Here is a 22,890-nt window from a genome sequence, read left to right as displayed (position 1 = left end):
CCGCGGGTATTGTGACTTTATGAGTTTCAATGACAATGTGCAGCTGGACCCCTCGCAGGTCCAGGACCGGCGCGGCATGGGCCGCGGAGTCAAAGTGGGCGGCGGCATCGGCGGCGGGCTCATCCTGCTCATTGCCGCGCTGCTGGGCGTCAATCCCCAGCTGTTGGAGGGCCTGGCCGGTGCGGGCCAGGCACCGCAGAGCCAGGGCACGGCTCCTGCCTGCCAGACCGGGGCGGATGCGGACGCCCGCGTGGACTGCCGCATCACCGGCACAGTCAACAGCCTGAACGCTTTCTGGCCTGCTTATCTGCAGCAGTACAACGTGCAGTACCCGCAGCCGGAGACCGTGATCTTCGACCAGGCTGTCAGCACCGGCTGCGGCACGGCCTCCAGCGCGGTGGGACCGTTCTACTGCCCCACCGATACCACCGCCTACTTCGATCCCGGGTTCTTCCAGGAACTCGTGGACCGGTTCGGTTCCTCAGGCGGGCCGCTGGCGCAGGAGTATGTGGTGGCCCACGAGTTCGGACACCACATCCAGAACGTGCTGGGGAGCCTCGACCAAGCCCAGCAGGATCCGCAGGGGCCGGAGTCCGGTGCAGTCCGGGTTGAACTGCAGGCTGACTGCTACGCCGGACTCTGGGCAAAACACGCATCCACCCAGCCGGGCCCCGACGGCCAGCCGTTCCTGGAAGCCCTCACGCAGCAGGACCTGAACGATGCACTGTCCGCCGCGTCTGCGGTTGGCGACGACCGGATCCAGGAGGCGGCCACCGGCCGTGTCACGCCCGAGGCCTGGACCCACGGATCCAGCGAGCAGCGCCAGCGCTGGTTCTACCGCGGCTACGAGACCGGGGACATCAACCAGTGCGACACGTTCTCGGCACCCTCGCTCTAACTCCGCCGAGCGCTCTGCAGCTCTAGCCCCATCGGTTGCTCCGCAAATGTCGTTTAGAGCGGTGAAAACGACAAGTATGGAGCAATGGATGTGGGAGGTGAGGGTACGACGACGGCGGGTCACCTTTCCTGGGAAAGATGACCCGCCGTCGTCGTACTTGTGAAGCTCTCAGATGTTGAAGCCGAGTGCCCGCATCTGGTCCTTGCCGTCGTCCGTGATCCGCTCAGGACCCCATGGCGGCATCCAGACCCAGTTCAGGCGCCAGTCGTCAACAACGCCGTCCAGGGCCTTGCCCACCTGTTCCTCCAGGACGTCGGTGAGCGGGCAGGCCGCGGTGGTCAGGGTCATGTCGATCAGCAGCGCGCCGTCGTCATCGGAGTACTTCAAGCCGTACAGCAGGCCCAGGTCAACGATGTTGACGCCGAGTTCGGGGTCGATGACATCCTTCAGCGCCTCCTCGACGTCCTCAAGGCTCGTGCGTGCCGTGTTGATTTCGGTCATGGCAAGTGTCCTTTACTAGGCCTGTGCTGCGGCGGAGGCCGCGATGGTGGCCGCGCCGGCGCCCTTGGCGTAGCGGTCGTAGCCTTCTTCTTCCAGGCGGTCGGCCAGCTCCGGGCCGCCTTCCTCGACAACCTGGCCGTCCACGAACACGTGCACGAAGTCAGGCTTGATGTAGCGCAGGATGCGCGTGTAGTGCGTGATGAGCAGCGTGCCCATCTTGCCCTCGGCGTGGGCGCGGTTGACGCCCTCGGAGACGACCTTCAGCGCGTCGACGTCCAGGCCGGAGTCGGTCTCGTCCAGGACGGCGAACTTCGGCTTGAAGAGTTCCAGCTGCAGGATTTCCACACGCTTCTTTTCGCCGCCGGAGAAGCCTTCGTTCACGTTGCGCTGGGCGAAGTCGGCGTCGATCCGCAGCTTCTCCATGGCAGCCTTGACGTCCTTGGTCCAGGTGCGGAGCTTGGGCGCTTCGCCGTCGATGGCAGTCTTTGCGGTGCGCAGGAAGTTGGTCATGCTGACACCGGGGACCTCCACCGGGTACTGCATGGCCAGGAAGACGCCTGCACGGGCGCGCTCGTCAACACTCATCGCCAGGACGTCTTCGCCGTCGAGGGTGATGGAGCCGCTGGTGACGTTGTAGCGCGGGTGGCCCGCGATGGTGGAGGCCAGCGTGGACTTGCCGGAGCCGTTGGGGCCCATGATGGCGTGGGTCTCGCCGGTCCGGATGGTCAGGCTGACGCCCTTCAGGATTTCCTTGGTTCCCTGCTCCGTCTCAATGCTGACGTGCAGGTCCTTGATCTCAAGAGTAGACATGTGTCTTGTTCTCCTCTGCACCGTGCCTGCCGGCCGCGGTGCGCTCTCTGTCTGGAAGTTGATTCGTAATTCTGTGGTGCTAGCTGAAGTTCGGAGCTTCGGCGCCGTTGAGGACAGTGGTGACGTCCACGTAGACCTCGTCCCCGCGGATGTCGACGGCGAAGACCGGGACGGGATCGTAGGCCGGCAGCTGCAGCGGCTGCCCGCTGCGCAGATCGAACTGGGACCCGTGGCCCCAGCACTCGATGGCGCAGCCCTCGACCTCGCCCTCGGACAGCGAAATGTCCGCGTGCGAGCAGGTGTCGCCGATGGCGTGGATCTCCCCCATGGAGTCCTTGACGATGGCCACAGGGTAGTCGTCGATCAGGATCCGCAGCGCCTGCTTCAGCTGGATTTCATCCACCTTGCAGACAAGCTCGCCCTTTGGCTGGTCAGTCATCTGTAAACCGTGCTCCGTGCTTCCTAGTTGTCCGTGAGGGCGAGCTCGTGCTCAACAGCCTCGGTCAGCCGCTCCTCGATGGAGGTGACCTTGATCTGCTGGATGATCTCGTTCAGGAAGCCGCGGACCACCAGGCGGCGGGCAACGTCCTCGGGGATGCCGCGTGCCATCAGGTAGAACAGGTGCTCGTCATCCATGCGGCCGGTGGCGCTGGCGTGGCCGGCACCCTCGATCAGGCCGGTCTCGATTTCGAGGTTGGGCACGGAGTCGGCGCGGGCACCGTCCGTCAGCAGCAGGTTGCGGTTGGCCTCGTAGGTATCGGTGCCTTCGGCTTCCTTGCGGATCAGGACGTCGCCCACCCAGACTGCGTGGGCGTTCCGGCCCTGCAGCGCGCCCTTGTACAGCACGTTGGACTTGCAGTTGGCCACGGCGTGGTCAACGAAGAGGCGCTGCTCCAGGTGCTGGCCGGCGTCGGCGAAGTACAGGCCGAACATCTCGGCTTCGCCGCCGGGGGCGGTGAAGCGGGCCGACGGCGTGACGCGGACGAGGTCGCCGCCGAGGCTCACCATGACGTGCTTGAGCTTGGCGTCGCGGCCGATCTTCGCCTGCTGGGAGGAGGCGTGGACGGCGTCGTCGTTCCATTCCTGGAGCGTGATCACGGTCAGGTTCGCGCCGTCTTCCACGACGATCTCGACGTTTTCCGAAACAACGGCGGAGCCCCTGTGGTTCAGGACAACCACCGCTTTGGAGAACTTCTCTGCGACTATCACGAGGTGCTGGGCGGCGGCTTCGAGGGACGTGCCTTCGATGTCCACGTTGATCTCCGACGTGGCTTCGAACTCGGACGGGATGGTTACCACCGTCGCGCCGGCGAAGTTCTCCCAGGCGTTGGCGGACACGCGGTCCTCGGGGATGCCGGCCGTACCGATGCGCTGGTCGTCACGGCCGACGCTCTCAACGATGACCTGCTCCGGACCGGTGACAACCACTGCGGGCGCCGCGCCGGAAAGGACCTCGGTGTGAAGGCCGCGGAGGCGCTTGAGCGGGGTGAACCGCCAGTCTTCCTCCATGCCGGTCAGCGGCTTGAAATCGGCAAGCCTGTAGGACGTCAGGCGGCCGGCGCGCGAGCTGTCCGGGACACCGACGCCGCCGCCGTGGGAGTGGCGCTTGGCCGGAGCGCCGGCAAGCGGTGCCTTGTTGCCGGCATTGATGGGAGAAAGGCTCTCGCCTTCCTCCGTGAAGCCGTCAATGAACGGCTGGGCTGAGGGCGCGCCGATGCGTGCCTTTTCAGTAGTGATTTCAGTCATCGTTATCCGACGGACCCTTCCATCTGCAGTTCAATCAGGCGGTTCAGCTCAAGTGCGTACTCCATGGGGAGCTCGCGGGCAATCGGCTCGATGAAGCCGCGGACGATCATCGCCATGGCTTCGTCTTCGCGCATGCCGCGGGACATGAGGTAGAAGAGCTGCTCTTCGCTGACCCGGGAAACAGTTGCCTCGTGGCCCATCACAACATCGTCCTCGCGGATGTCGATGTACGGGTAGGTGTCCGAACGGCTGATGGTGTCCACCAGCAGCGCGTCGCAGCGGACGGTGTTTGCGGAGTGCTTGGCGCCTTCGCGGACCTGGACCAGGCCGCGGTAGGCTGCGCGTCCGCCGCCGCGGGCCACGGACTTGGAGATGATGGAGCTCTTGGTGTTCGGCGCGATGTGGACCATCTTGGAGCCGGTGTCCTGGTGCTGGCCTTCGCCGGCGAACGCGATGGACAGGGTTTCGCCCTTGGCGTGCTCACCTACGAGGTAGACGGCCGGGTACTTCATGGTGACCTTGGAGCCAATGTTGCCGTCGACCCATTCCATGGTGGCGCCTTCTTCGCAGATGGCACGCTTGGTCACCAGGTTGTACACATTGTTGGACCAGTTCTGGATGGTGGTGTACCGGACGCGGGCGCCCTTCTTCACGATGATCTCCACGACGGCCGAGTGCAGCGAGTCCGAGGTGTAGATCGGCGCGGTGCAGCCTTCGATGTAGTGGACGTAGGAGTCCTCGTCGGCAATGATCAGGGTTCGCTCGAACTGGCCCATGTTTTCGGTGTTGATGCGGAAGTATGCCTGCAGCGGGATGTCCACGTGGACGCCCTTGGGCACATAGACGAAGGAACCGCCTGACCACACCGAGGTGTTCAGCGACGCGAACTTGTTGTCGCCCACGGGGATGACCGTGCCGAAGTACTCCTGGAAGATCTCCGGGTGCTCCTTGAGGGCGGTGTCGGTGTCCAGGAAGATGACGCCCTGGGCTTCGAGGTCCTCGCGGATCTGGTGGTAGACAACCTCGGACTCGTACTGTGCGGCAACACCGGAGACGAGGCGGCTGCGCTCGGCTTCCGGGATACCCAGCTTCTCGTACGTGTTGCGGATGTCCTCGGGCAGGTCTTCCCAGGTGGCAGCCTGCTTCTCCGTGGAGCGGACGAAGTACTTGATGTTGTCAAAGTCGATGCCGGAGAGGTCCGCACCCCACGTGGGCATGGGCTTCCGGTCGAAGTACTTCAGGCCCTTGAGGCGCAGGTCGAGCATCCATTCCGGCTCGCTCTTCTTGGCCGAAATGTCCCGGACTACCTCTTCATCGAGCCCACGGCGGGCGTTGGCGCCGACGTCGTTCTTGTCAGCCCAGCCGTACTCGTAGTTGCCGATGCCGTGAAGCTCGGGATTCTTCTCAAGAATCTCCGAGATCACAGTGTTTTCGGCGACTGCTTTCTCTGATAGTTGGTCCGTCATCACGGCCTTTCTTGCTGATGGTTGGTTACTTCATTCAGGCGGGCGGGGGCTGCCGGGAGCGGTTTAGGCCCTCCGGCAGACAGCCTTCCTGTGGGAATGTGGGTGGTGCAGACGTGGCCGCCGCGGGCAAGTGTGGAGAGCCGGCGTACGTCTACGCCCACCAGCCTCGAGAACACTTCGGTCTCCACATCGCAAAACACGGGGAAACGGGCGGCGAGTTGCTGGATGGGGCAATGGCCCTGGCACAGCTGGACACTGGAAAGGGCTGCCGGCAACGGAGCCTTGGCCTCGATGGAGGCTGCCGACGCCACGAAGTTGTCCCGGCTCAGGGCGTCCGCAAGCGCTTTGGCGCGGTCGGTGATGTCCGGACCCGCCTTTTCGATCTCGGGCGCGTACCGGCGCTCCATGTCCGCAAAGCGTTCGACGGCGAAGGCCCGCACCGCGTCCGGGCCTGCCATTTCCTGGAGCTGCTGGAGGGCGAGGGCGGCAATATCAAGGTAGTCGTTGCCAAGGCTCGACTGGCCTTGGGAACTAAGGACGTAACGCCGGGCGGGGCGGCCTGCCCCTGCACCCGACTTGGCCACCCGCTTGACTTCGATAACGCCGGCACGGGACAAATGGTCCAGGTGGCGGCGGACTGCCGCGGGCGTGAATCCCAGCAGGTCGCCCAGTTCGGCGGCACTTACTGGTCCGTGTTCCAGGACCGCAGCAAGGACGCGGTCGCGGGTACGCTCATCTGCGTCAGCCACCGGCCCTGCGGGCATGACGCCGCCTTCCGCGGAAACAGCGGAAGCCCCGTGCCGGACAACAGGCACAGCAGTAGCGTTGGTCATGGAATACACAACACAATAGTGTCGTAATTTAGTCCCGGGTTCCAGTAAGGCGAGGCTGACCTGACCCGCAACAGCGGACTGCCGGCAATACTACTTCCCGTAGAATACTGGGGTGCGATCGCCCCAATCCCCCGTCCTGTCCATTAACGGGCTCATCAAGGATGTAGGTCCGCTTTCCAGCCTGGACGGAAAAATGCTCCGGGTGGTGGGCGGCATCTCACTCGTCGCCGAGCGCGGGCAGGTCACTGCACTGCTGGGTGCCAACGGTGCAGGCAAAACCACCACGCTCGAATGCGCCCAGGGCCTGCAGAAGCGCAGCGGCGGCAGCATCACCCTGCTGGGCCAGGACCCGGCGTCGGCCGGGGCCGACCTGCGGTCCCGCGTAGGCGTGATGCTCCAGGACGGCGGCCTCCCGCCGTCGGCCAGACCGCTGCCGCTGCTGCGGCACATTGCCGGACTCTACGCGCACCCCTGGCCCGTGGAGGACTTGGTTGAGCGGCTGGGGATCGACGCGTTCGGCCGGACCACTGTCCGGCGGCTCTCAGGCGGCCAGAAACAGCGCCTTGCCCTTGCGGCAGCATTGATCGGCCGGCCGGAAGTCCTGTTCCTCGACGAGCCGAGCGCCGGGCTGGATCCGCAGTCCCGCCAGCTGGTGTTCGAGCTGATCGGCGAACTGCGGGATTCAGGCTTGGGAATCATCCTCACAACGCACCTGATGGACGACGCCCAGCGGCTCGCCGACTATGTCTACATCATCGACGGCGGCCGGAACGTCGCCGAAGGGACAGTCCAGGAACTCCTTCAGCGCGGACCCGCGTTGGAAGCAGGCGCCCACCACGTGCGGACCCTCTCCTTCGAGGCGAAGCCGGGACTGGACCTGTCCGCCGTGCTGCCCGCCGACGTCGTCATCTCCGAGGAACGGGCCGGCAGCTACACCGCCACCGGTACGCTGACCCCCCGCCACCTTGCAGCCCTGGCAGAGTGGTGGGCCGTCCACGACATCATGCCCGCTTCGATGACCCTGCAGGCGCGTAGCCTTGAAGACGTCTTCCTGGACATCTCGGGAAAGGACCTCCGATGAACGGGACTCCCGCGGGTGCCGCAGGCACCGCTCCAGGCCCCGGCCGCCAGTCGCCCGCACCCCTGCTGCGGCGCATACTGCTGCAGGGCAAGTACGAAGCGCTGGCTATGCTGCGCAATGGCGAGCAGCTGATCCTCGCAGTGGTGCTGCCGCTGCTGGCGCTTGCCGGCCTGACCGTGACACCCTTCCTGGACGGGCTTGGACCCACCCGCATCGATGTGGCGGTGCCCGGCATCCTCGCTCTTTGCGCCATGTCCACGGCCTTTACCGGGCAGGGCATCGCCACCGGATTCGACCGGCGCTATGGCGTGCTCCGCTTCCTCTCCACCACGCCGCTGGGCCGCGGCGGGCTGATCGCGGGCAAGGTGCTTTCGGTCCTGGCGGTGCTGTGCCTGCAGGTTGCCGTTGTGGCCGCCGTTGGGCTGGCTTTGGGGTGGCGGCCGACGGCGGCCGGCTGGATTCCGGGGCTCCTGCTCCTTGCGCTGGGGGCGGCGGCTTTTACTGCCTTGGGCCTCTTGGTGGCCGGAACTGTCCGCCCGGAAGCCACCCTGGCCATCACCAACCTGCTGTGGATCCTCCTGGGGGCCCTCGGCGGCATCGTGATTCCCGCGGAAAGGCTCCCCGCCGGGGCCCAGCAGATCGTTGCATACCTGCCCTCGGGCGCACTCGGCGAAGCCCTGCGGGACGCCTTCCTGCACGGTGCGGTGAATGGCGCCGCCGCCCTCATACTGGTGCTCTGGACAGTCATAGCCGGCGCAGCAGCAATCCGTTGGTTCAAGTGGAATTGAGATATTCGTGAGCACCGCCTTCCGCCTTCCTGAGTTCGCCGGCCGCCTGGCGGCGCGGCTGCCCCGCACTGTGGACACCAGCGTCCGCCGACTGGCCGTAGCTTCCCTGATCGGGCAGACCCTGCTGGTGGTCACCGGTGGCGCCGTACGGCTGACCTCGTCCGGCCTGGGCTGCCCCACCTGGCCCCGCTGCACTGACAGCTCCCTGGTGAACACCCCCGAGATGGGCATCCACGGCTTCATCGAATTCGGCAACCGCCTCCTCACCTTCGCCCTGGCCGCCGTCGCCGCTTTGATGCTGGTTTACCTGTGGAACCTCCGCAAGGAGCGGCGCGACCTTTTCCTGCTGGCACTGGGCCTCCTCGCCAGCATCCCCGCCCAGGCCGTGATCGGCGGCATCACCGTCCTCACCAACCTGAACCCCTGGGTAGTCGGACTTCACTTCCTGGTATCCATGGCGCTGGTGGTGTTCGCCACGCTTCTGGTCAACCGGGCATTCGGCCGGACCGGCCGGTTCCGGACCGTTCCCCTCGCCGTCCTGCCCGGGGCCATGCGCCCGGTGACGGCCGCCGTCGCGCTTTTTTCCGCCCTCGCGGTCATGCTGGGCGTGGTGGTAACGGGAGCCGGCCCCCACGCCGGCGACGCGGACGCTCCGCGCAATGGGCTCGACTGGGACCTGTTCTCCCACATCCACGCCGTGCCGGCGTACCTTGTGACCGCAGGAACCCTGGTTGCGCTTGCGCTGGTACTGCTGCGACGGATCACAGGCCCCATCCGAACGGCAGTCCTGGGACTCCTTGGCGTGACAGTCCTCCAGGCCGTCATCGGCTTCACCCAGTACTACAACGGCATCCCGGCCCTGCTGGTGGCCGCCCACATGCTGGGGGCCGCGCTGCTGATGGTTGCCTCCACGAACGCCTGGGATCTCGCAAAAGCAAGTCCGGTGGAATAACCCCCTGCAGCGGATCGGTCCGGCCGCTGCCAATCTGTGACCAACGCCCCTACTCCCCCGACCCCTGCGCCATCAGGCTGGGTATTGAAACACTTTGGCTTGCTTCCTGGTGCCGAAAGGCGGTCCCAGGGGGCTACGGGCAGGAGGATCCGCGATGGCAGGCCAGCCACAGCCCGGAGTCCCGCTGCCAGGGGTACCTGCCGGCAGCGGGAACGGAGCAACAGCGTTCATGCGGCGGCATCCCGCCCCTGCCTACTACCTCCTGACCTTCGTCATCTCCTGGGGCGCCGTAGCTGCCATCCAGGGTGTGGGGCCGGTACCGATGGGGGTCGCGCTAACGGCAGGCCCGCTGGGCCCGGCGGCCGCAGGCGTCCTCCTCACCTGGCTCCTGCACGGAAAAGCCGGCCTGCGGCAGCTCGGAATCCGGCTCCGTACATGGCCGGCCGGTGCACGCTGGTACGCGGTTGCGCTCCTGACCGGACCCCTGGTCATGGCTGCCACTGCGGCTGCTGTCACATGGGCGTTCCCGGGGTTCTACCGGAGCTTTGCCACCCCCGGTGAACTGGCCATCATCGTGCTGGCCGGCGTCGTGGTGGGAACCGTGGTCGGCAGCCTGGAAGAGCTCGGCTGGACAGGCTTTGCGCTTCCCCGGCTCCGGCAGCGGTTCGGCATCCTCTCCACCGGGCTCATCATGGGCCTGCTGTGGGGCGCTTGGCACTACCCCATGTTCGCCGGGAGCGCTGATCCGTCAGGAGCCGTACCCGCCGCCCTGGTGGTGGCCGTGTACCTTTTCGCGTGGCTTCCCCCGTACAGGGTGCTGATGGTGTGGGTGTACGAGCGGACGGGGAGCCTTCCCCTGGCGATGGCGATGCATGCGCCACTTTCGGCGGCCGCTTTCATCCTCTCCTTCATGGCGGCCTCCGGCACTGGATCCGGCCTTGCCATCCTGGTTCCCTCGCTGGCCTGGGGCATGGCGTTCTGGGCGATCGCCGCCGTCGTCCTGGTGGTCAAAGCCGTCCGCCCGAAAAATTGAACCTTTCGCCGGGACTCCCCTCGCGACACCTGAGGGAAACAGTCACTCTTCATTCCGCGCCGGAGCGCCGGCGCCTTGGTCCTGCCGTGCGCGTCACCCGGCACACACCGGGGCGGCGGCCCGGGCCGGGTCCAGGAACCGGATGCCGGTGGGTTCCACCAGTAGCACCCGCGCCGTGGCGATGTCATAGAACAGCCCTGTTGCCTGCACTTTGCCGGTAACGAGTTCCGGGCCAACCGCCGGATGGCGTTCCAGCTTGCGCAGCTGAATGGCAACGTTCACCATGGCCAGCTGGTCCACCTCGTTGTAGCCTGCGGCTGCAGCTTCCAATGCAACCGGATGCTCCGCGAGAAGCTCGGCGTAGCTGGGCCTCGCGTGGTCCAGCCAGGAATCGAAGGCCGCCCCCAAAACACCATTCCCCTTGCCGTTGGCCTCCTCGACCAGCGCCTTCATGGCACCGCAGTTGGAGTGCCCGCAGATCACGATCGAATCCACGTTCAGGCCCTTGACGGCGAAGGCCAGGGCCGAGTCAATCGAGGCATCCTGGCCCTCGTGGCACACCACGTTCCCGATGTTCCGCAGGGTCAGCAGGTCGCCCGGGCCGCTGCTGGTGATCAGGTTGGGGTTGACGCGGGAATCAACGCAGGCGATAAACAGGGTGTCCGGGTTCTGGCCCTCTGCCAGATCACGGACCAGGGGCCGGACCTGGTCGGCGAACCGCCGGTGGTACTTGCTGATCCCCTGAAGAAGCGAATCCAGCGGCCCGGCCTGCCGTCCGGCTGCTTCCCCGGCCCCTTCCCGGGTTGGCATGGCGGACTGCCATGACGTCCTGGGCGGCAGCGGAAGCTCCCTGGCGTCCTGGCGCTTGGGCGTGCGGTCAGCAGCATCCTGGAACAGGCTGTTGCCGTGTTCCTCAAGGCGGACCTTTCCGCCGGCCGCCTCGTATTGCCTTTGCCAGGCGATCAGCGCCTCGCGGAATGCGTGGTCAACGTAGTCCGCGTTCAGCTCCACCACAACCCCCTTGCCGTTCGGCACGGAATGCAGCACGCGGCTGAGCCGCGGCAGGGCGAAGAAGCTGCAGGACCCCGCGACGGTGATGCGCCAGGTATCCGACGACGAAACGGGCTTGTGTGCGTGGACCGCCGCCCGCAACACACGCCAAAGCACGCTCGCCGCCGCCAGCACGAGGCCGATCATGACACCTTCGAGCAGGTTCAGGAAGACGACACAGAGGAGGGTCACGGAGTAGATCAGGAGGTCGCCCGTGCGGAGGCTGATCCTGATGTCCGCAATTTTGATGAGGCGCGCGCCGATCACCACAAGGAGGCCCGCAAGGACGGCCAGCGGGATGAGCTGGATCAGTCCGGCGAAGATGGCGGAGAAGGCAAGGACCCAGATGCCGTGCAGGACTGCGGACGAACGGGTGGCGGCGCCGGCTTCCACGTTCGTGGCGCTGCGGACGATGACGCCGGTCACGGGCAGTCCGCCCAAGGACCCGGAAACAATGTTGGCTGCGCCCTGGCCCACGAGCTCCCTGTCCAGGTTGGTGCGGGGGCCGTGGTGCATTTTGTCCACGGCGACGGCGGACAGCAGCGATTCAATGCTGGCGATCAGCGCCATTGAGATGACGGCGAAGGCAACGGCGCGCCAGTTGTCGTCGGGCAATTGCGGCAGCGCGACGGCGTCGAAGATCGACCCTTCGAGGGAAATGCGTCCCACCCCGGGAGCGAAGGCGATGGAAAGCGCGGTGCCGGCGGCGACGGCGGCAAGCGGCCCCGGAATACGGCGCACAGCCGCGGGAAGGTGCTTCCAGCCGAGGAGGATTACGACGACGGCCAGTCCCAGGAGGGCTGCGTGCAGTTCGACATTGGTGATAGCTGCAGGCAAGCCCACGATGTTCTCAACAGCCGAGCCCGCCGGCTGGCCGCCAAGCAGTACGTGGATCTGCTGAAGGATGATCGTGACGCCGATGCCGGCCAGCATCGCCTTCACTACCACCGGCGAGACTGCCAGCGCGGCGCGCCCCACGCGGCTGAAGCCCAGCAGCAGCTGCACGACGCCGGCCGCTGCGGTGATGGCGCACGTCACCTGCCAGCCGAACTCCTGGACCAGCCCGGCCACGACGACGGTGAGTCCGGCCGCCGGTCCGCTGACCTGCAGCGGAGACCCGCCCAGGCTGCCGGCAACGATGCCGCCGATGGCGGCCGCGATGAGGCCCGCCATGATGGGCGCACCGGATGCCGCGGCAATACCAAGGGAAAGTGGCAGTGCCACGAGGAACACCACGAGTGACGCCGGGATGTCTGCGCCCAGATGGCCAGGGAACTTCAGGCGGCGCCGTCCCATCCCCCCGCTCCCTGGTGCGGGCGGACTGGCCGCGGTGCGGACGGAGGATGGATCGGGTGCCTGTGCCATGGAACTTCCTTTGCTAGCGGGCAGGATCCCCTCCACCGTAACCACGCCGTCATTTCAAATGACAGTAAACGTGATCGACATGACAAAAATGTCATACGCCTCGGCGCCACAGAAGGCGGCCCCCCGTGGGGCTGAGTCCAAGGTGCCAGGGCGTTGCGGAGAGTCCCGCGGAAAGTAATGGAGCGCTGCGGGTGCGAAAGGAACCCGCCGGACCGCTTTCCCCTGCTAGCCGGCCATGACGGCGGGTCCGACGAACGGGTCGACCGCCAGGGCGATGAAGAGCAGGGTGAGGTAGCTGATGGAGCCGTGGAAGACCTTCATGGCCCGCTTGTCGGAGATGTCCTCACGCTGTGCCCTGTTGTAGAGGGCGTGTGACTCGTAAAGGAACCAGGCCCCGGCCAGGACGGCGGTTACGGTGTAGACCCAGCCGGCACCGCCTGCGGGAACCATCAGGAGCGAGCAGGCCACCATGGCCCAGGCGTAGAGGACCACCTGCACGGAAACCACCTGGGCGCCGGCGATGGCGCCCAGCATGGGGACCTTGGCGTTGCGGTAGTCCTCGCCGTAGCGCATGGACAGCGGCCAGTAGTGCGGTGGCGTCCAGAGGAAGATCACCATAAAGAGGATGACGGCGGGCCATTCCACCGAGTTGGTGACGGCGGCCCAGGCAATCAGCACGGGGAAGCAGCCGGCCGCGCCGCCCCACACGATGTTCTGCGCGGTGCGGCGCTTGAGGATCATCGTATAGATCACCACGTAGAAGAAGATCGCCCCAAGCCCAAGCCACGCGGACAGCGGGTTGGCGCCGAACCAGAGGATGGCGATGGCGGCGGCACCGAGGAGCCAGGAGAAGACCAGCGCCTCGCGCGGGCTGACCTCACCGGTGACCAGCGGCCGGTTCTCCGTCCGGTGCATCAGCTTGTCGATGTCGCGGTCGATGTAGCAGTTGAAGGCTCCGGCGCTGCCGGCAGCGAAGGCCCCGCCCACCAGCGTGGCCAGGATGAGCCCGATGGACGGAAAGCCGCGTTCCGCATAAATCATGGTGGGCAGCGTGCTGACCAGCAGCAGTTCAATGACGCGGGGCTTGGTGAGGGCGAGATACGCCTTTGCCTTACGGGCGATCCCGGGTCGTGAGGCCCGGGATGCGTTCAGCGGCGTATCTGTTGTGCTCACGGTGGCAGTCACCCGTTCTGTTGGCAGTTCTGTCTGGCTGTCCAGCTAGTCATGCGGCCCGGTCCAACCGGGCGCCCGCGGAACAGTGATCCACGCAACAGCCGGGAGTGCGGGCGGCTGGAATTATTCCCGGACCCGGCGCTGGCCTCCGAATATCATACCGCGCCGGCCTGCTCCCGACGGCCCGCCATTAGGTGCTGGTGATTGCTCGCGCACCGATTCGAGCAGATTAACTCAACCTCACTTCAGACGCATTCATATAAGCGGAAATTGCGTCCAAAACGTGAGATTTGCAGCGACCAAAGAATGGAATAGAGCTAAGCTGTCACAAGATCAGCACGCAGCGAGGAAGCAGTGGAAAACGCATTCCCTGACTGGCCAGTGGCTGAGTGAAAAGATCAACGTTTCGATGGTGAACGGCTGGTACACACCGAGCGGGCGCCACACAGCGTGCCTTTGTACGGATCCCGTGTGCCGCCTGCCATCAGCACAGAGAGGGGCCCGGTTTTCGTGCCACATTTGGAAGAGCAAGAACTGTCTTGGACCAGCCTGGACCAGCGCGCGGTGGACACCATCCGCGTGCTGGCCGCGGACGCGGTGGAGAAGGTGGGCAACGGCCACCCCGGAACGGCCATGAGCCTGGCGCCGGCCGCATACCTTCTTTTCCAGAAGCTGATGCGCCACGATCCCCGCAACCCTGACTGGCTGGGCCGTGACCGCTTCATCCTCTCCCCCGGCCACACCTCGCTCACCCTTTACATCCAGCTGTTCCTTTCCGGCTACGGCCTGGAGCTGAAGGACCTGCAGGCACTGCGCACCTGGGGCTCGCTGACCCCCGGCCACCCCGAGTACAAGCACACCGCGGGTGTCGAGATCACCACCGGCCCGCTGGGCCAGGGCCTGGCGTCCTCCGTCGGGTTCGCCTACTCCCAGCGCCGCCAGCGCGGACTGTTCGACGCCGATGCTCCCGCCGGCGAGAGCCCGTTCGACCACACCATCTGGGTTATCGCCTCCGACGGCGACCTGCAGGAAGGCGTCACGGCAGAGGCTTCCTCGCTGGCCGGCCACCAGGAGCTCGGCAACCTCGTCGTTGTCTACGATGAGAACCACATCTCCATCGAGGACGACACCGACATCGCCTTCACCGAGGATGTCCTGAAGCGCTACGAGGCCTACGGCTGGCACGTCCAGCGCGTGGACTGGACCAAGACCGGCGAGTACAAGGAAGACGTGCAGGAGCTGTACTCCGCACTCCTCGCCGCCAAGGCCGAGACTTCGAAGCCCTCGATCGTCTCCCTGCGCACCATCATCGGCTATCCGGCACCCAAGAAGCAGAACACCGGCAAGATCCACGGTTCCGCGCTCGGTGCGGAGGAAGTCGCAGCGCTGAAGGAAGTCCTGGGCTTCGATCCCGCCAAGTCCTTCGACGTCGACCAGGATGTCCTGGCCCACGCCCGCGCCGTCGTCGACCGCGGCGCCGCTGCCTGCAAGGAGTGGGAGGAGTCCTTCAACGCATGGCAGGCAGCCAACCCCGAGGGCGCGGCCCTGCTGCAGCGCATCGAGGCCAAGGAACTTCCCGAAGGCCTCGACTCAGCGCTTCCGGTGTTCCCCGCCGGCAAGGACGTCTCCACCCGCGCCGCCTCGGGCAAGGTCCTGAACGCCCTGGGCCCGGTCCTGCCGGAACTGTGGGGCGGCTCGGCCGACCTCGCCGAGTCGAACAACACCACCATCGAGGGTTCGCCGTCGTTCGTTCCCGCCTCCAAGCAGACTGATGCCTGGTCCGGCAACCCCTATGGACGGGTCCTGCACTTCGGCATCCGCGAGCACGCCGCAGCTTCGATCGTGAACGGCATCAGCCTGCACGGCCGCACGCGTGCGTTCTCCGGCACGTTCCTGATCTTCAGCGACTACCAGCGCCCGGCCATCCGCCTTGGCGCGCTGATGGGTGTCCCGTCCCTGTACGTCTGGACGCACGACTCCATCGGACTGGGCGAGGACGGACCCACCCACCAGCCGGTGGAGCAGTTGGCCTCGCTGCGCGCCATCGTGGGGCTGGATGTTGTCCGTCCCGGTGACGCCAATGAAGTCGCCGTTGCGTGGAAGACCATGCTGGAGAACCACAGCAACCCTGCCGGCATCGTGCTGACCCGCCAGAACATCCCCACGTGGGAGCGCGGCGAAGGCGAGGCCGACGGCGACACGTTCGGTTCCGTTGCGGGCGTCGCCAAGGGCGGTTACGTCCTGGCCGAGGCCGCCAAGGACGGCGCCACCGTCCCGGCCGACGTCATCCTCATCGCCACCGGTTCCGAGGTCCAGCTGGCCGTGCAGGCCCGCAAGGCACTGCAGGGCGAAGGCATCGCCGCCCGCGTCGTCTCCATGCCCTGCGTTGAGTGGTTCAACAAGCAGGACGCCGCCTACCGCGAATCCGTCCTGCCGGCCGCCGTCAAGGCACGCGTGTCCGTTGAAGCAGGACTGGCCCTTGGCTGGAAGGAATTCGTCGGCGACGCCGGCCGTTCCATCAGCCTCGAGCACTACGGCGCTTCCGCAGACTACAAGCGCCTCTTCCAGGAGTTCGGCCTCACCGCAGCAGCAGTTACCGCGGCCGCCAAGGACTCCCTCGCCAGCCTCCAGGCATAACCCCAATTTTCGAGGAGATAAACACCATGACTACTCCCACCCAGCAGCTCTCCGACGCCGGAGTTTCCATCTGGCTTGATGACCTTTCCCGCGGACGTCTGGAAACCGGCACCCTGGCCAAGCTCATCGAAGAGAAGAACGTGGTTGGCGTAACCACCAACCCGTCGATCTTCCACGCAGCGATCACCGCCGGCACGGACTACGACGCCACCATCGCGAAGCAGGCAGCAGCCGGCGCCAGCGTCGAGGACACCATTTTCGAGATCACCACCACCGACGTCGCCGACGCCTGCGACCTGTTCGCACCGGTCGCCGCAGCCACCAAGGGCGTGGACGGGCGGGTGTCCATCGAGGTCGACCCCCGCCTGGCCTGGGACACGGCAGGCACCATCGCGGAAGCCAAGCACCTGTACAAGCGCGTCAACAAGGACAACGTCCTCATCAAGATCCCGGCCACCCTTGAGGGCCTGGAAGCGATCACCGCCACCCTGGCCGAGGGCATCAGCGTCAACGTGACCCTGATCTTCTCGCTCGAGCGCTACCGCGCAGTCATCAACGCCTTCCAGTCCGGCCTGGAGCAGGCCAAGGAAAACGGCCACGACCTCTCCAAGATCCACTCCGTGGCTTCGTTCTTCGTTTCCCGCGTGGACTCTGAGATCGACAAGCGCCTCGACGCCCTGGGCACCGACGAAGCCAAGGCACTCAAGGGCAAGGCAGGCCTGGCCAACGCCCGCCTGGCGTACCAGGTCTACGAGGAACTCTTCGCCACTGAACGCTGGGCCCTGCTGGCCGAAGCCGGCGCCCTCCCCCAGCGCCCGCTGTGGGCCTCTACCGGCGTCAAGGATCCGGCCTACCCGGACACCCTCTACGTCACCGAGCTCGTGGCCCCGGGCGTCGTGAACACCATGCCCGAGAAGACGCTGGACGCCACCTTCGACCACGGTGTGGTCGCCGGGGACACGGTCACCGGCACCTACGCCGAGGCCAATGCCACCCTGGATGCCCTTGAGAAGCTTGGCATTTCCTACAACGACGTCGTCGCAATCCTTGAATCCGAAGGCCTGGACAAGTTCGTGGCCAGCTGGAAGGAACTGCTCGGCGACGTCGAGGGCGCCCTCGCCTCCGCACGGAAGGCTTCCTAACCCACCATGAGCACACTCAGCTACGAAGCCACCGGTGCCGCACAGCAGGCACTCGAACAGCACCTTCCCGCCCTGGTGGAGGACCGGATCGCCACCCGGATCTTCGCGAAGGACCACACGCTGTGGGGTCCGGACGCCGAAGCAGAGTCGGCCATCCGCCTCGGCTGGGTTGAGGCTGCCACTGTCTCCCAGCCGCTCGTTAAAGAGATCCTCGAACTGCGCGACGCCCTCCGGGACGAGGGTGTGACCCGCATCGTGCTTTGCGGCATGGGCGGATCGTCGCTGGCTCCGGAGGTCATCGCCGGCACCGCCGGTGTCGAGCTGACTGTGCTGGACAGCACGGACCCGGACCAGGTCCGTGCTGCCCTGGCGGACCGGCTGGCGGAAACCGCCATTGTGGTTTCCTCCAAGTCCGGCTCCACCGTTGAAACCGACTCCCAGCGGCGGGTCTTCGAAAAGGCGTTCAACGACGCCGGCATCGATGCCGCCAGCCGGATCATCATCGTCACCGATCCCGGCTCGCCCCTGGACAAGGCATCCCGCGAGGCCGGGTACCGGGCCGTCTTCAACGCCGACCCCAATGTCGGCGGCCGCTTCTCCGCCCTGACTGCCTTCGGACTGGTGCCTTCGGGCCTGGCCGGGGTGGATATCCAGGCGTTTCTGGACGAGGCCGAGGAAGCGGCGGTAGTCCTCAACGAGGATGCTCCTGAGAACATCGGGCTGGCACTCGGAACCGCGCTGGGCGGAACCAGCCCGCTGCGCAACAAGATTGTCATCGCCGAGGACGGCTCCGGGATTGTTGGCTTCGCGGACTGGGCCGAGCAGCTCATCGCCGAGTCCACCGGCAAGCTCGGCACCGGCGTCCTGCCGGTGGTGGCCGGCCCCAACTCGCCCGAAGTGACTTCCGGCGCCGACGACGTTCTGGTGGTCCGGCTGGTAGCCGCCGATGCCGACGTCGAACTCGGGGACAACGAAGTGGCCATTGCCGGCGGACTTCCCACCCAGATGATGGTGTGGGAGTTTGCCACTGCCGTGGCGGGCCGCCTGCTGGGCATCAACCCCTTCGACCAGCCCGATGTCGAAGCCGCCAAGGTCGCAGCGCGCGGCCTGCTGGACGCACAGCCCGAGCCCACGCCCGCAGCTTTCATTGACGGCTCCATCGAGGTGCGCGGCGGAGACTGGCTTGGCAGCGCGGCAACGGCGGAAGAGGCAGTGCGCGCACTGTTGGATACCCTCCAGCCCGACAGCTACCTCAGCGTCCAGGCCTACTTCGACCGCCTTGCGTTCGCGCAGCTCGAAGGCGTCCGCGACGAGCTCGCAGCCGTCACCGGCCGGCCCGTGACATTCGGCTGGGGACCGCGCTTCCTGCACTCCACCGGGCAGTTCCACAAGGGCGGGCCGGCCATCGGTGTGTTCCTCCAGGTCACCGCGGCCTCAGCGGAAGACGTCGCCATCCCGGAGCGTCCTTTCACCTTCGGGGAACTCATTGCCGCCCAGGCAGCCGGCGACGCGCAGGTCCTGGAAAGGCATGGCCGGCCCGTGCTGCGCCTGCACCTGACCGACCGTGCCGCCGGTGTGGCACAGTTGCAGGACATTATTGCTGCGCTGTCCGCCAGGTCAGCCTCCGTTACCGAAAGCTAAGGCACAGAAGCAACATGCCAGAAACTGAATACGGCAGGACGCCCGGGACGCGTTCCGGGAGAACGCTGCGGAACCCGCTGCGCGACCCGCGCGACCGCCGCCTGAACCGGATCGCCGGCCCGTCATCGCTGGTGCTCTTCGGAGTGACCGGCGACCTCGCCCGCAAGAAGCTCATGCCGGCCGTGTACGACCTCGCCAACCGCGGGCTCCTGCCGCCCAGCTTCGCGTTGGTGGGTTTCGGACGCCGGGAATGGACTGATGAGGATTTCGCCGGTCAGGTGAAGGCTTCCGTGCAGTCCTATGCGCGCACGCCTTTTGATGAGGCGGTGTGGAACCAGCTTTCCGAGGGCATCCGTTTTGTCCAGGGAGAGTTCGACGACGACGACGCCTTCGAGCGGCTGGGTGAAGTCATCGATGAGCTTGATGAGCTGCGCGGTACCCGCGGCAACCACGCGTTCTACCTCTCGATTCCGCCCAAGGCCTTCGAGCAGGTATGCCGACAGCTGTCCAAGCACGGCCTGGCACAGGCTGAGGGTGACAAGTGGCGCCGCGTGGTGATCGAGAAGCCGTTCGGGCACGACCTCGAGTCTGCCCGGCAGCTGAATGACATCGTGGAATCGGTGTTCCCGCCGGACGCCGTGTTCCGGATCGACCACTACCTGGGCAAGGAGACGGTCCAGAACATCCTGGCGCTGCGCTTCGCGAACCAGCTGTTTGAGCCTTTGTGGAACGCGAACTATGTGGACCACGTCCAGATCACCATGGCCGAAGACATCGGCACCGGCGGCCGGGCGGGCTATTACGACGGCGTGGGAGCGGCCCGCGACGTCATCCAGAACCACCTGCTGCAGCTGCTGGCGCTGACCGCGATGGAGGAGCCCATCTCCTTCAACGCCGATCACCTGCGCGCCGAGAAGGAAAAGGTCCTCGCCGCCGTCAAGCTCCCGGACGACCTCTCCACGCACTCGGCGCGCGGCCAGTTCACCGGAGGTTGGCAGGGCGGGGAACAGGTCCAGGGCTACCTGGAGGAAGAAGGCATCCCGGCCGATTCCACCACCGAGACCTTCGCCGCGATCCGGGTGGACATCCACACCCGCCGCTGGTCCGGCGTCCCGTTCTACCTCCGCGCCGGAAAGCGCCTGGGCCGCCGCGTCACAGAGATCGCCGTGGTCTTCAAGCGTGCGCCCAACCTGCTGTTCCGCGACCACGCCGAGGACGACTTCGGACAGAACGCCGTGGTGATCCGCGTCCAGCCTGATGAAGGCGTGACCATCCGGTTCGGTTCCAAGGTTCCCGGCACGCAGATGGAAGTCCGGGACGTGACCATGGACTTCGGTTATGGCCACTCCTTCACCGAATCCAGCCCGGAGGCATACGAGCGGCTGATCCTGGACGTGCTCCTGGGCGAGCCGCCGCTCTTCCCGCGGCATGAGGAAGTGGAGCTGTCCTGGAAGATCCTCGACCCGTTCGAGGAATACTGGGCCACCCTGGACGAACAGCCCGAACCCTACGCCCCGGGCAGCTGGGGCCCCGCCTCGGCTGACGAGCTGCTGGCCCGCGACGGACGAACCTGGAGAAGGCCATGATTGTAGACCTGCCGGACACCACAACCTCCGCTGTCTCCAAGAAGATCATGTCCCTGCGCGAGCAGGGCGGCGTGATTGCCCTGGGCCGGGTGCTCACCCTCGTGGTGGTCACCAAGTCCGGGCTAGAGGAAGAGGCTATCGAGGCAGCCAACGAGGCCAGCCGCGAGCACCCTTGCCGGATCATCGTCCTGGCCGACGCCGGGGCCACGGCGCCTGACCGCCTGGACGCCCAGATCCGGGTCGGCGGTGACGCCGGCGCATCCGAGGTGATCGTACTGCGCGGCTACGGCGAGCTCGCGCACGAAAGCGAATCCCTGGTAGCCGCGCTGCTCCTCCCGGACGCACCGATCGTGGCCTGGTGGCCGCACGGCGCGCCGAAAAACGCGTGCGAAACCTCCATCGGGAGAATCGCCCACCGCCGGATCACCGACTCCGCGAATGAGCCGGATCCACAGCGTGCGCTGGAGAACATCCGGTCCACCTACAAGGCCGGAGACACGGACCTCGCCTGGACGCGCCTGACCAACTGGCGGATCCAGCTCGCGGCCGTCCTGGACCAGGTGGACTCTTCCCCCGTCACGGCCGTCGCGGTCGAAGGGGCCTCGGACTCCCCGAGCACCATCCTGCTGGCAGCCTGGCTGACGCTTACCCTGGACGCGCCCGTGACCATCGTCGCCGACCCGGCCGGTACGGGCATCCGCCGGGTCCGGCTTTCCCGGCCCGGTGGCGACATCCAGCTCTTCCGGCCCGGCCTGTCCGTCGCCGAACTAACGCAGCCCGGCCAGCCCGCCCAGCGCATCTCGCTGCCCCGGCGCAGCCTGCGTGACTGCCTTGCCGAGGAACTGCGGCGCCTGGACCCGGACGAGGTGTTTGGGGAAGTGATTACTATGGGACTGCCACGAACCAATCTAAGGAGCGTCCGACCCAGTGAGCGTTGACCCAAGAGTAAGCATTCATCCTGATTCGTCCGTCCTGATGGCCGCGATCGCGGCCCGCCTGATCACCAAGCTCGTTGATGTGCAGGACAAGTTCGGCGAGGCCACCGTGGTGCTGACCGGGGGAACCGTGGGTATCGGCACGCTAAAGGCTGTTGCTGACTCCCCGGCTGCCCCGGCGGTCGATTGGTCAAAGGTGAATTTCTGGTGGGGCGACGAGCGCTTCCTCCCCGCCGGGGACCCGGAACGGAATACGAAGCAGGCGTCCGACGCCCTGCTGTCGCACATCCCCGTGGACCCTGAACGGATCCACGAACCGGGGTCCGCGGATGACTTCGGCACTCCGGAAGAAGCCGCCGAGGATTACGCCCGGCGGTTGCGGGAAGCTGCAGCCGCCGAGCACGCTGCCGACATGTCCGACGACCGGCCGGAGGAGCCGTCCGCGCTGCCGCGCCTGGACGTCGTCCTGCTGGGCGTCGGTCCGGATGCGCACGTCGCGTCGCTGTTCCCGGAGCAGGCCGGCATCCGCGAAAAGGAACGCACTGTGGTGGGAGTCAGGAACTCGCCAAAACCGCCGCCCCTGCGGGTATCCCTGACGCTGCCGGCCATTAATACGGCCTCCGAGGTGTGGATGGTGGTGGCGGGCGAGGACAAGGCCGGCGCCGTGGGCCTGGCACTGGCAGGCGCCAACCCCGTCCAGGTCCCGGCCGCAGGACCACGGGGGACGTCCCGGACCCTGTGGCTTATCGACGAAAACGCGGCCTCACGTGTCCCCCAGCAGCTCGTCCGGAAGGACGCCGCGGGCGCGTAGTTTTTCCAGCGCTCCGGCCAGGACATCTTCGGCGTCCTGGTCGGAGCGCCGCTCTTTAACGTACTCAAGGTGGCTTTTATATCCGTCGTCCAAGGCGTCGGCGGCCGCTGCCTCGCCATCCCGGGATGCCGGGCCGCCGCACTTCCGGCAGTCCCAGACGAGCGGAATCTGGTCCTCGGGGAGTTTGAGGAATACCGGGGTGGTTTCGTGGCCCTTCGCGCACCAGTACGAGACCCGGATGCGCGGCAGCGGCTTCCCATGGTCCTCCGACTCGAAGCTGAAACCCGTTCCTTCCGTGACGCCCGCGCGGGTGCCCCGGAAGCCTGACGACGGATGAATCATCGGGACTCCTGCCTGCTTAAACAGAACTGTGGCTGTCGGGAACCGACAGCCACAGTTTAGTTGGCAGACCTGTGCAGCGGCAGTTTCCGCCACGGCACTT

Annotated in this window: 20 protein-coding genes; 11 read left to right on the top strand and 9 right to left on the bottom strand. The window is 66.2% G+C overall.

What is annotated here, in order from left to right; all coding sequences use genetic code 11:
• Positions 1 to 19: 19 nt before the first annotated feature.
• Positions 20 to 898: a KPN_02809 family neutral zinc metallopeptidase gene (ypfJ, locus tag ACQ3DC_RS08240; RefSeq protein ID WP_157242354.1), complete on the top strand. Its 879-nt coding sequence runs from the start codon at positions 20 to 22 to the stop codon at positions 896 to 898.
• 168 nt (positions 899 to 1,066) lie between these two features.
• Here the strand turns inward: ypfJ and ACQ3DC_RS08235 are convergent, their stop codons facing one another.
• The 6 genes from ACQ3DC_RS08235 to ACQ3DC_RS08210 form a co-directional block, all read right to left on the bottom strand.
• Entirely contained in the window at positions 1,067 to 1,399 is a 333-nt protein-coding gene (locus ACQ3DC_RS08235; protein WP_157242355.1) for a metal-sulfur cluster assembly factor, read from the bottom strand.
• 15 nt (positions 1,400 to 1,414) lie between these two features.
• Positions 1,415 to 2,209, bottom strand: a complete 795-nt coding sequence (gene sufC, locus ACQ3DC_RS08230) for a Fe-S cluster assembly ATPase SufC (protein WP_104997919.1) — start codon at positions 2,207 to 2,209, stop codon at positions 1,415 to 1,417.
• Between the two features lie 79 nt (positions 2,210 to 2,288).
• On the bottom strand, positions 2,289 to 2,648 hold the full coding sequence (locus ACQ3DC_RS08225) for a non-heme iron oxygenase ferredoxin subunit (RefSeq protein WP_321216190.1): 360 nt from the start codon (positions 2,646 to 2,648) through the stop codon (positions 2,289 to 2,291).
• A 23-nt stretch (positions 2,649 to 2,671) separates the two neighbouring features.
• A complete protein-coding gene (gene sufD, locus ACQ3DC_RS08220) occupies positions 2,672 to 3,955 on the bottom strand; it encodes a Fe-S cluster assembly protein SufD (RefSeq protein ID WP_430751974.1) in 1,284 nt (427 codons plus the stop codon).
• Between the two features lie 2 nt (positions 3,956 to 3,957).
• Entirely contained in the window at positions 3,958 to 5,421 is a 1,464-nt protein-coding gene (sufB, locus tag ACQ3DC_RS08215; RefSeq protein ID WP_104997916.1) for a Fe-S cluster assembly protein SufB, read from the bottom strand.
• Complete coding sequence (locus ACQ3DC_RS08210; RefSeq protein WP_370460741.1) at positions 5,421 to 6,263, bottom strand: helix-turn-helix transcriptional regulator; 843 nt, start codon at positions 6,261 to 6,263, stop codon at positions 5,421 to 5,423. The genes sufB and ACQ3DC_RS08210 overlap by 1 nt, the downstream gene beginning before the upstream one ends.
• A gap of 103 nt (positions 6,264 to 6,366) precedes the next feature.
• On the opposite strand from ACQ3DC_RS08210, the gene ACQ3DC_RS08205 reads away from it, so the two are divergent.
• The 4 genes from ACQ3DC_RS08205 to ACQ3DC_RS08190 all read left to right on the top strand — a co-directional run bounded on the left by ACQ3DC_RS08205 (position 6,367) and on the right by ACQ3DC_RS08190 (position 10,108).
• Positions 6,367 to 7,335 (top strand): ABC transporter ATP-binding protein, encoded by a 969-nt coding sequence (locus ACQ3DC_RS08205; protein ID WP_430751973.1) that lies wholly within the window; start codon positions 6,367 to 6,369, stop codon positions 7,333 to 7,335.
• Entirely contained in the window at positions 7,332 to 8,123 is a 792-nt protein-coding gene (locus ACQ3DC_RS08200) for an ABC transporter permease (RefSeq protein WP_157242358.1), read from the top strand. The genes ACQ3DC_RS08205 and ACQ3DC_RS08200 overlap by 4 nt, the downstream gene beginning before the upstream one ends.
• A 7-nt stretch (positions 8,124 to 8,130) precedes the next feature.
• Positions 8,131 to 9,075, top strand: a complete 945-nt coding sequence (locus ACQ3DC_RS08195) for a COX15/CtaA family protein (RefSeq protein ID WP_321216187.1) — start codon at positions 8,131 to 8,133, stop codon at positions 9,073 to 9,075.
• Positions 9,076 to 9,229: 154 nt separating this feature from the next.
• Positions 9,230 to 10,108 carry a CPBP family intramembrane glutamic endopeptidase gene (locus ACQ3DC_RS08190; RefSeq protein ID WP_430751972.1) on the top strand — a complete coding sequence of 293 codons (879 nt, stop codon included), beginning with the start codon at positions 9,230 to 9,232 and terminating at the stop codon, positions 10,106 to 10,108.
• A gap of 93 nt (positions 10,109 to 10,201) precedes the next feature.
• Here the strand turns inward: ACQ3DC_RS08190 and ACQ3DC_RS08185 are convergent, their stop codons facing one another.
• Both ACQ3DC_RS08185 and ACQ3DC_RS08180 read right to left on the bottom strand, forming a co-directional pair.
• Positions 10,202 to 12,523, bottom strand: coding sequence for a SulP family inorganic anion transporter (locus tag ACQ3DC_RS08185; RefSeq protein ID WP_430751971.1), 2,322 nt, complete (start codon positions 12,521 to 12,523; stop codon positions 10,202 to 10,204).
• A 225-nt stretch (positions 12,524 to 12,748) separates the two neighbouring features.
• The gene (locus ACQ3DC_RS08180) at positions 12,749 to 13,708 is read right to left on the bottom strand and encodes a heme o synthase (protein WP_370460742.1); all 960 of its coding nucleotides are present in this window, start codon (positions 13,706 to 13,708) and stop codon (positions 12,749 to 12,751) included.
• A gap of 507 nt (positions 13,709 to 14,215) precedes the next feature.
• On the opposite strand from ACQ3DC_RS08180, the gene tkt reads away from it, so the two are divergent.
• The 6 genes from tkt to pgl are packed head-to-tail and all read left to right on the top strand — an operon-like array spanning position 14,216 to position 22,448.
• A complete protein-coding gene (gene tkt / locus ACQ3DC_RS08175; RefSeq protein WP_430752051.1) occupies positions 14,216 to 16,333 on the top strand; it encodes a transketolase in 2,118 nt (705 codons plus the stop codon).
• A gap of 26 nt (positions 16,334 to 16,359) precedes the next feature.
• Complete coding sequence (gene tal / locus ACQ3DC_RS08170) at positions 16,360 to 17,475, top strand: transaldolase (protein WP_430751970.1); 1,116 nt, start codon at positions 16,360 to 16,362, stop codon at positions 17,473 to 17,475.
• Positions 17,476 to 17,481: 6 nt separating this feature from the next.
• Positions 17,482 to 19,116, top strand: coding sequence for a glucose-6-phosphate isomerase (locus ACQ3DC_RS08165; RefSeq protein WP_430751969.1), 1,635 nt, complete (start codon positions 17,482 to 17,484; stop codon positions 19,114 to 19,116).
• A 14-nt stretch (positions 19,117 to 19,130) separates the two neighbouring features.
• Positions 19,131 to 20,702: a glucose-6-phosphate dehydrogenase gene (gene zwf, locus ACQ3DC_RS08160; protein ID WP_197432524.1), complete on the top strand. Its 1,572-nt coding sequence runs from the start codon at positions 19,131 to 19,133 to the stop codon at positions 20,700 to 20,702.
• Positions 20,699 to 21,640 carry a glucose-6-phosphate dehydrogenase assembly protein OpcA gene (locus tag ACQ3DC_RS08155; protein ID WP_157242364.1) on the top strand — a complete coding sequence of 314 codons (942 nt, stop codon included), beginning with the start codon at positions 20,699 to 20,701 and terminating at the stop codon, positions 21,638 to 21,640. The genes zwf and ACQ3DC_RS08155 overlap by 4 nt, the downstream gene beginning before the upstream one ends.
• The gene (gene pgl, locus ACQ3DC_RS08150) at positions 21,630 to 22,448 is read left to right on the top strand and encodes a 6-phosphogluconolactonase (RefSeq protein WP_323057189.1); all 819 of its coding nucleotides are present in this window, start codon (positions 21,630 to 21,632) and stop codon (positions 22,446 to 22,448) included. Before ACQ3DC_RS08155 ends, pgl begins: the two co-directional genes overlap by 11 nt.
• On the opposite strand, the gene ACQ3DC_RS08145 is transcribed toward pgl, so the two are convergent.
• Positions 22,401 to 22,790 (bottom strand): RNA polymerase-binding protein RbpA, encoded by a 390-nt coding sequence (locus ACQ3DC_RS08145; RefSeq protein ID WP_157242365.1) that lies wholly within the window; start codon positions 22,788 to 22,790, stop codon positions 22,401 to 22,403. The genes pgl and ACQ3DC_RS08145 overlap by 48 nt on opposite strands.
• Positions 22,791 to 22,890 lie beyond the last annotated feature (100 nt).

Origin of the sequence: Paenarthrobacter sp. NEAU-H11 (assembly GCF_050573415.1) — a bacterium.
Classification (GTDB): domain Bacteria; phylum Actinomycetota; class Actinomycetes; order Actinomycetales; family Micrococcaceae; genus Arthrobacter.
The sequence above is the reverse complement of the archived record's forward strand: the minus strand, read 5'-3'. Positions and strand labels throughout refer to the sequence as shown.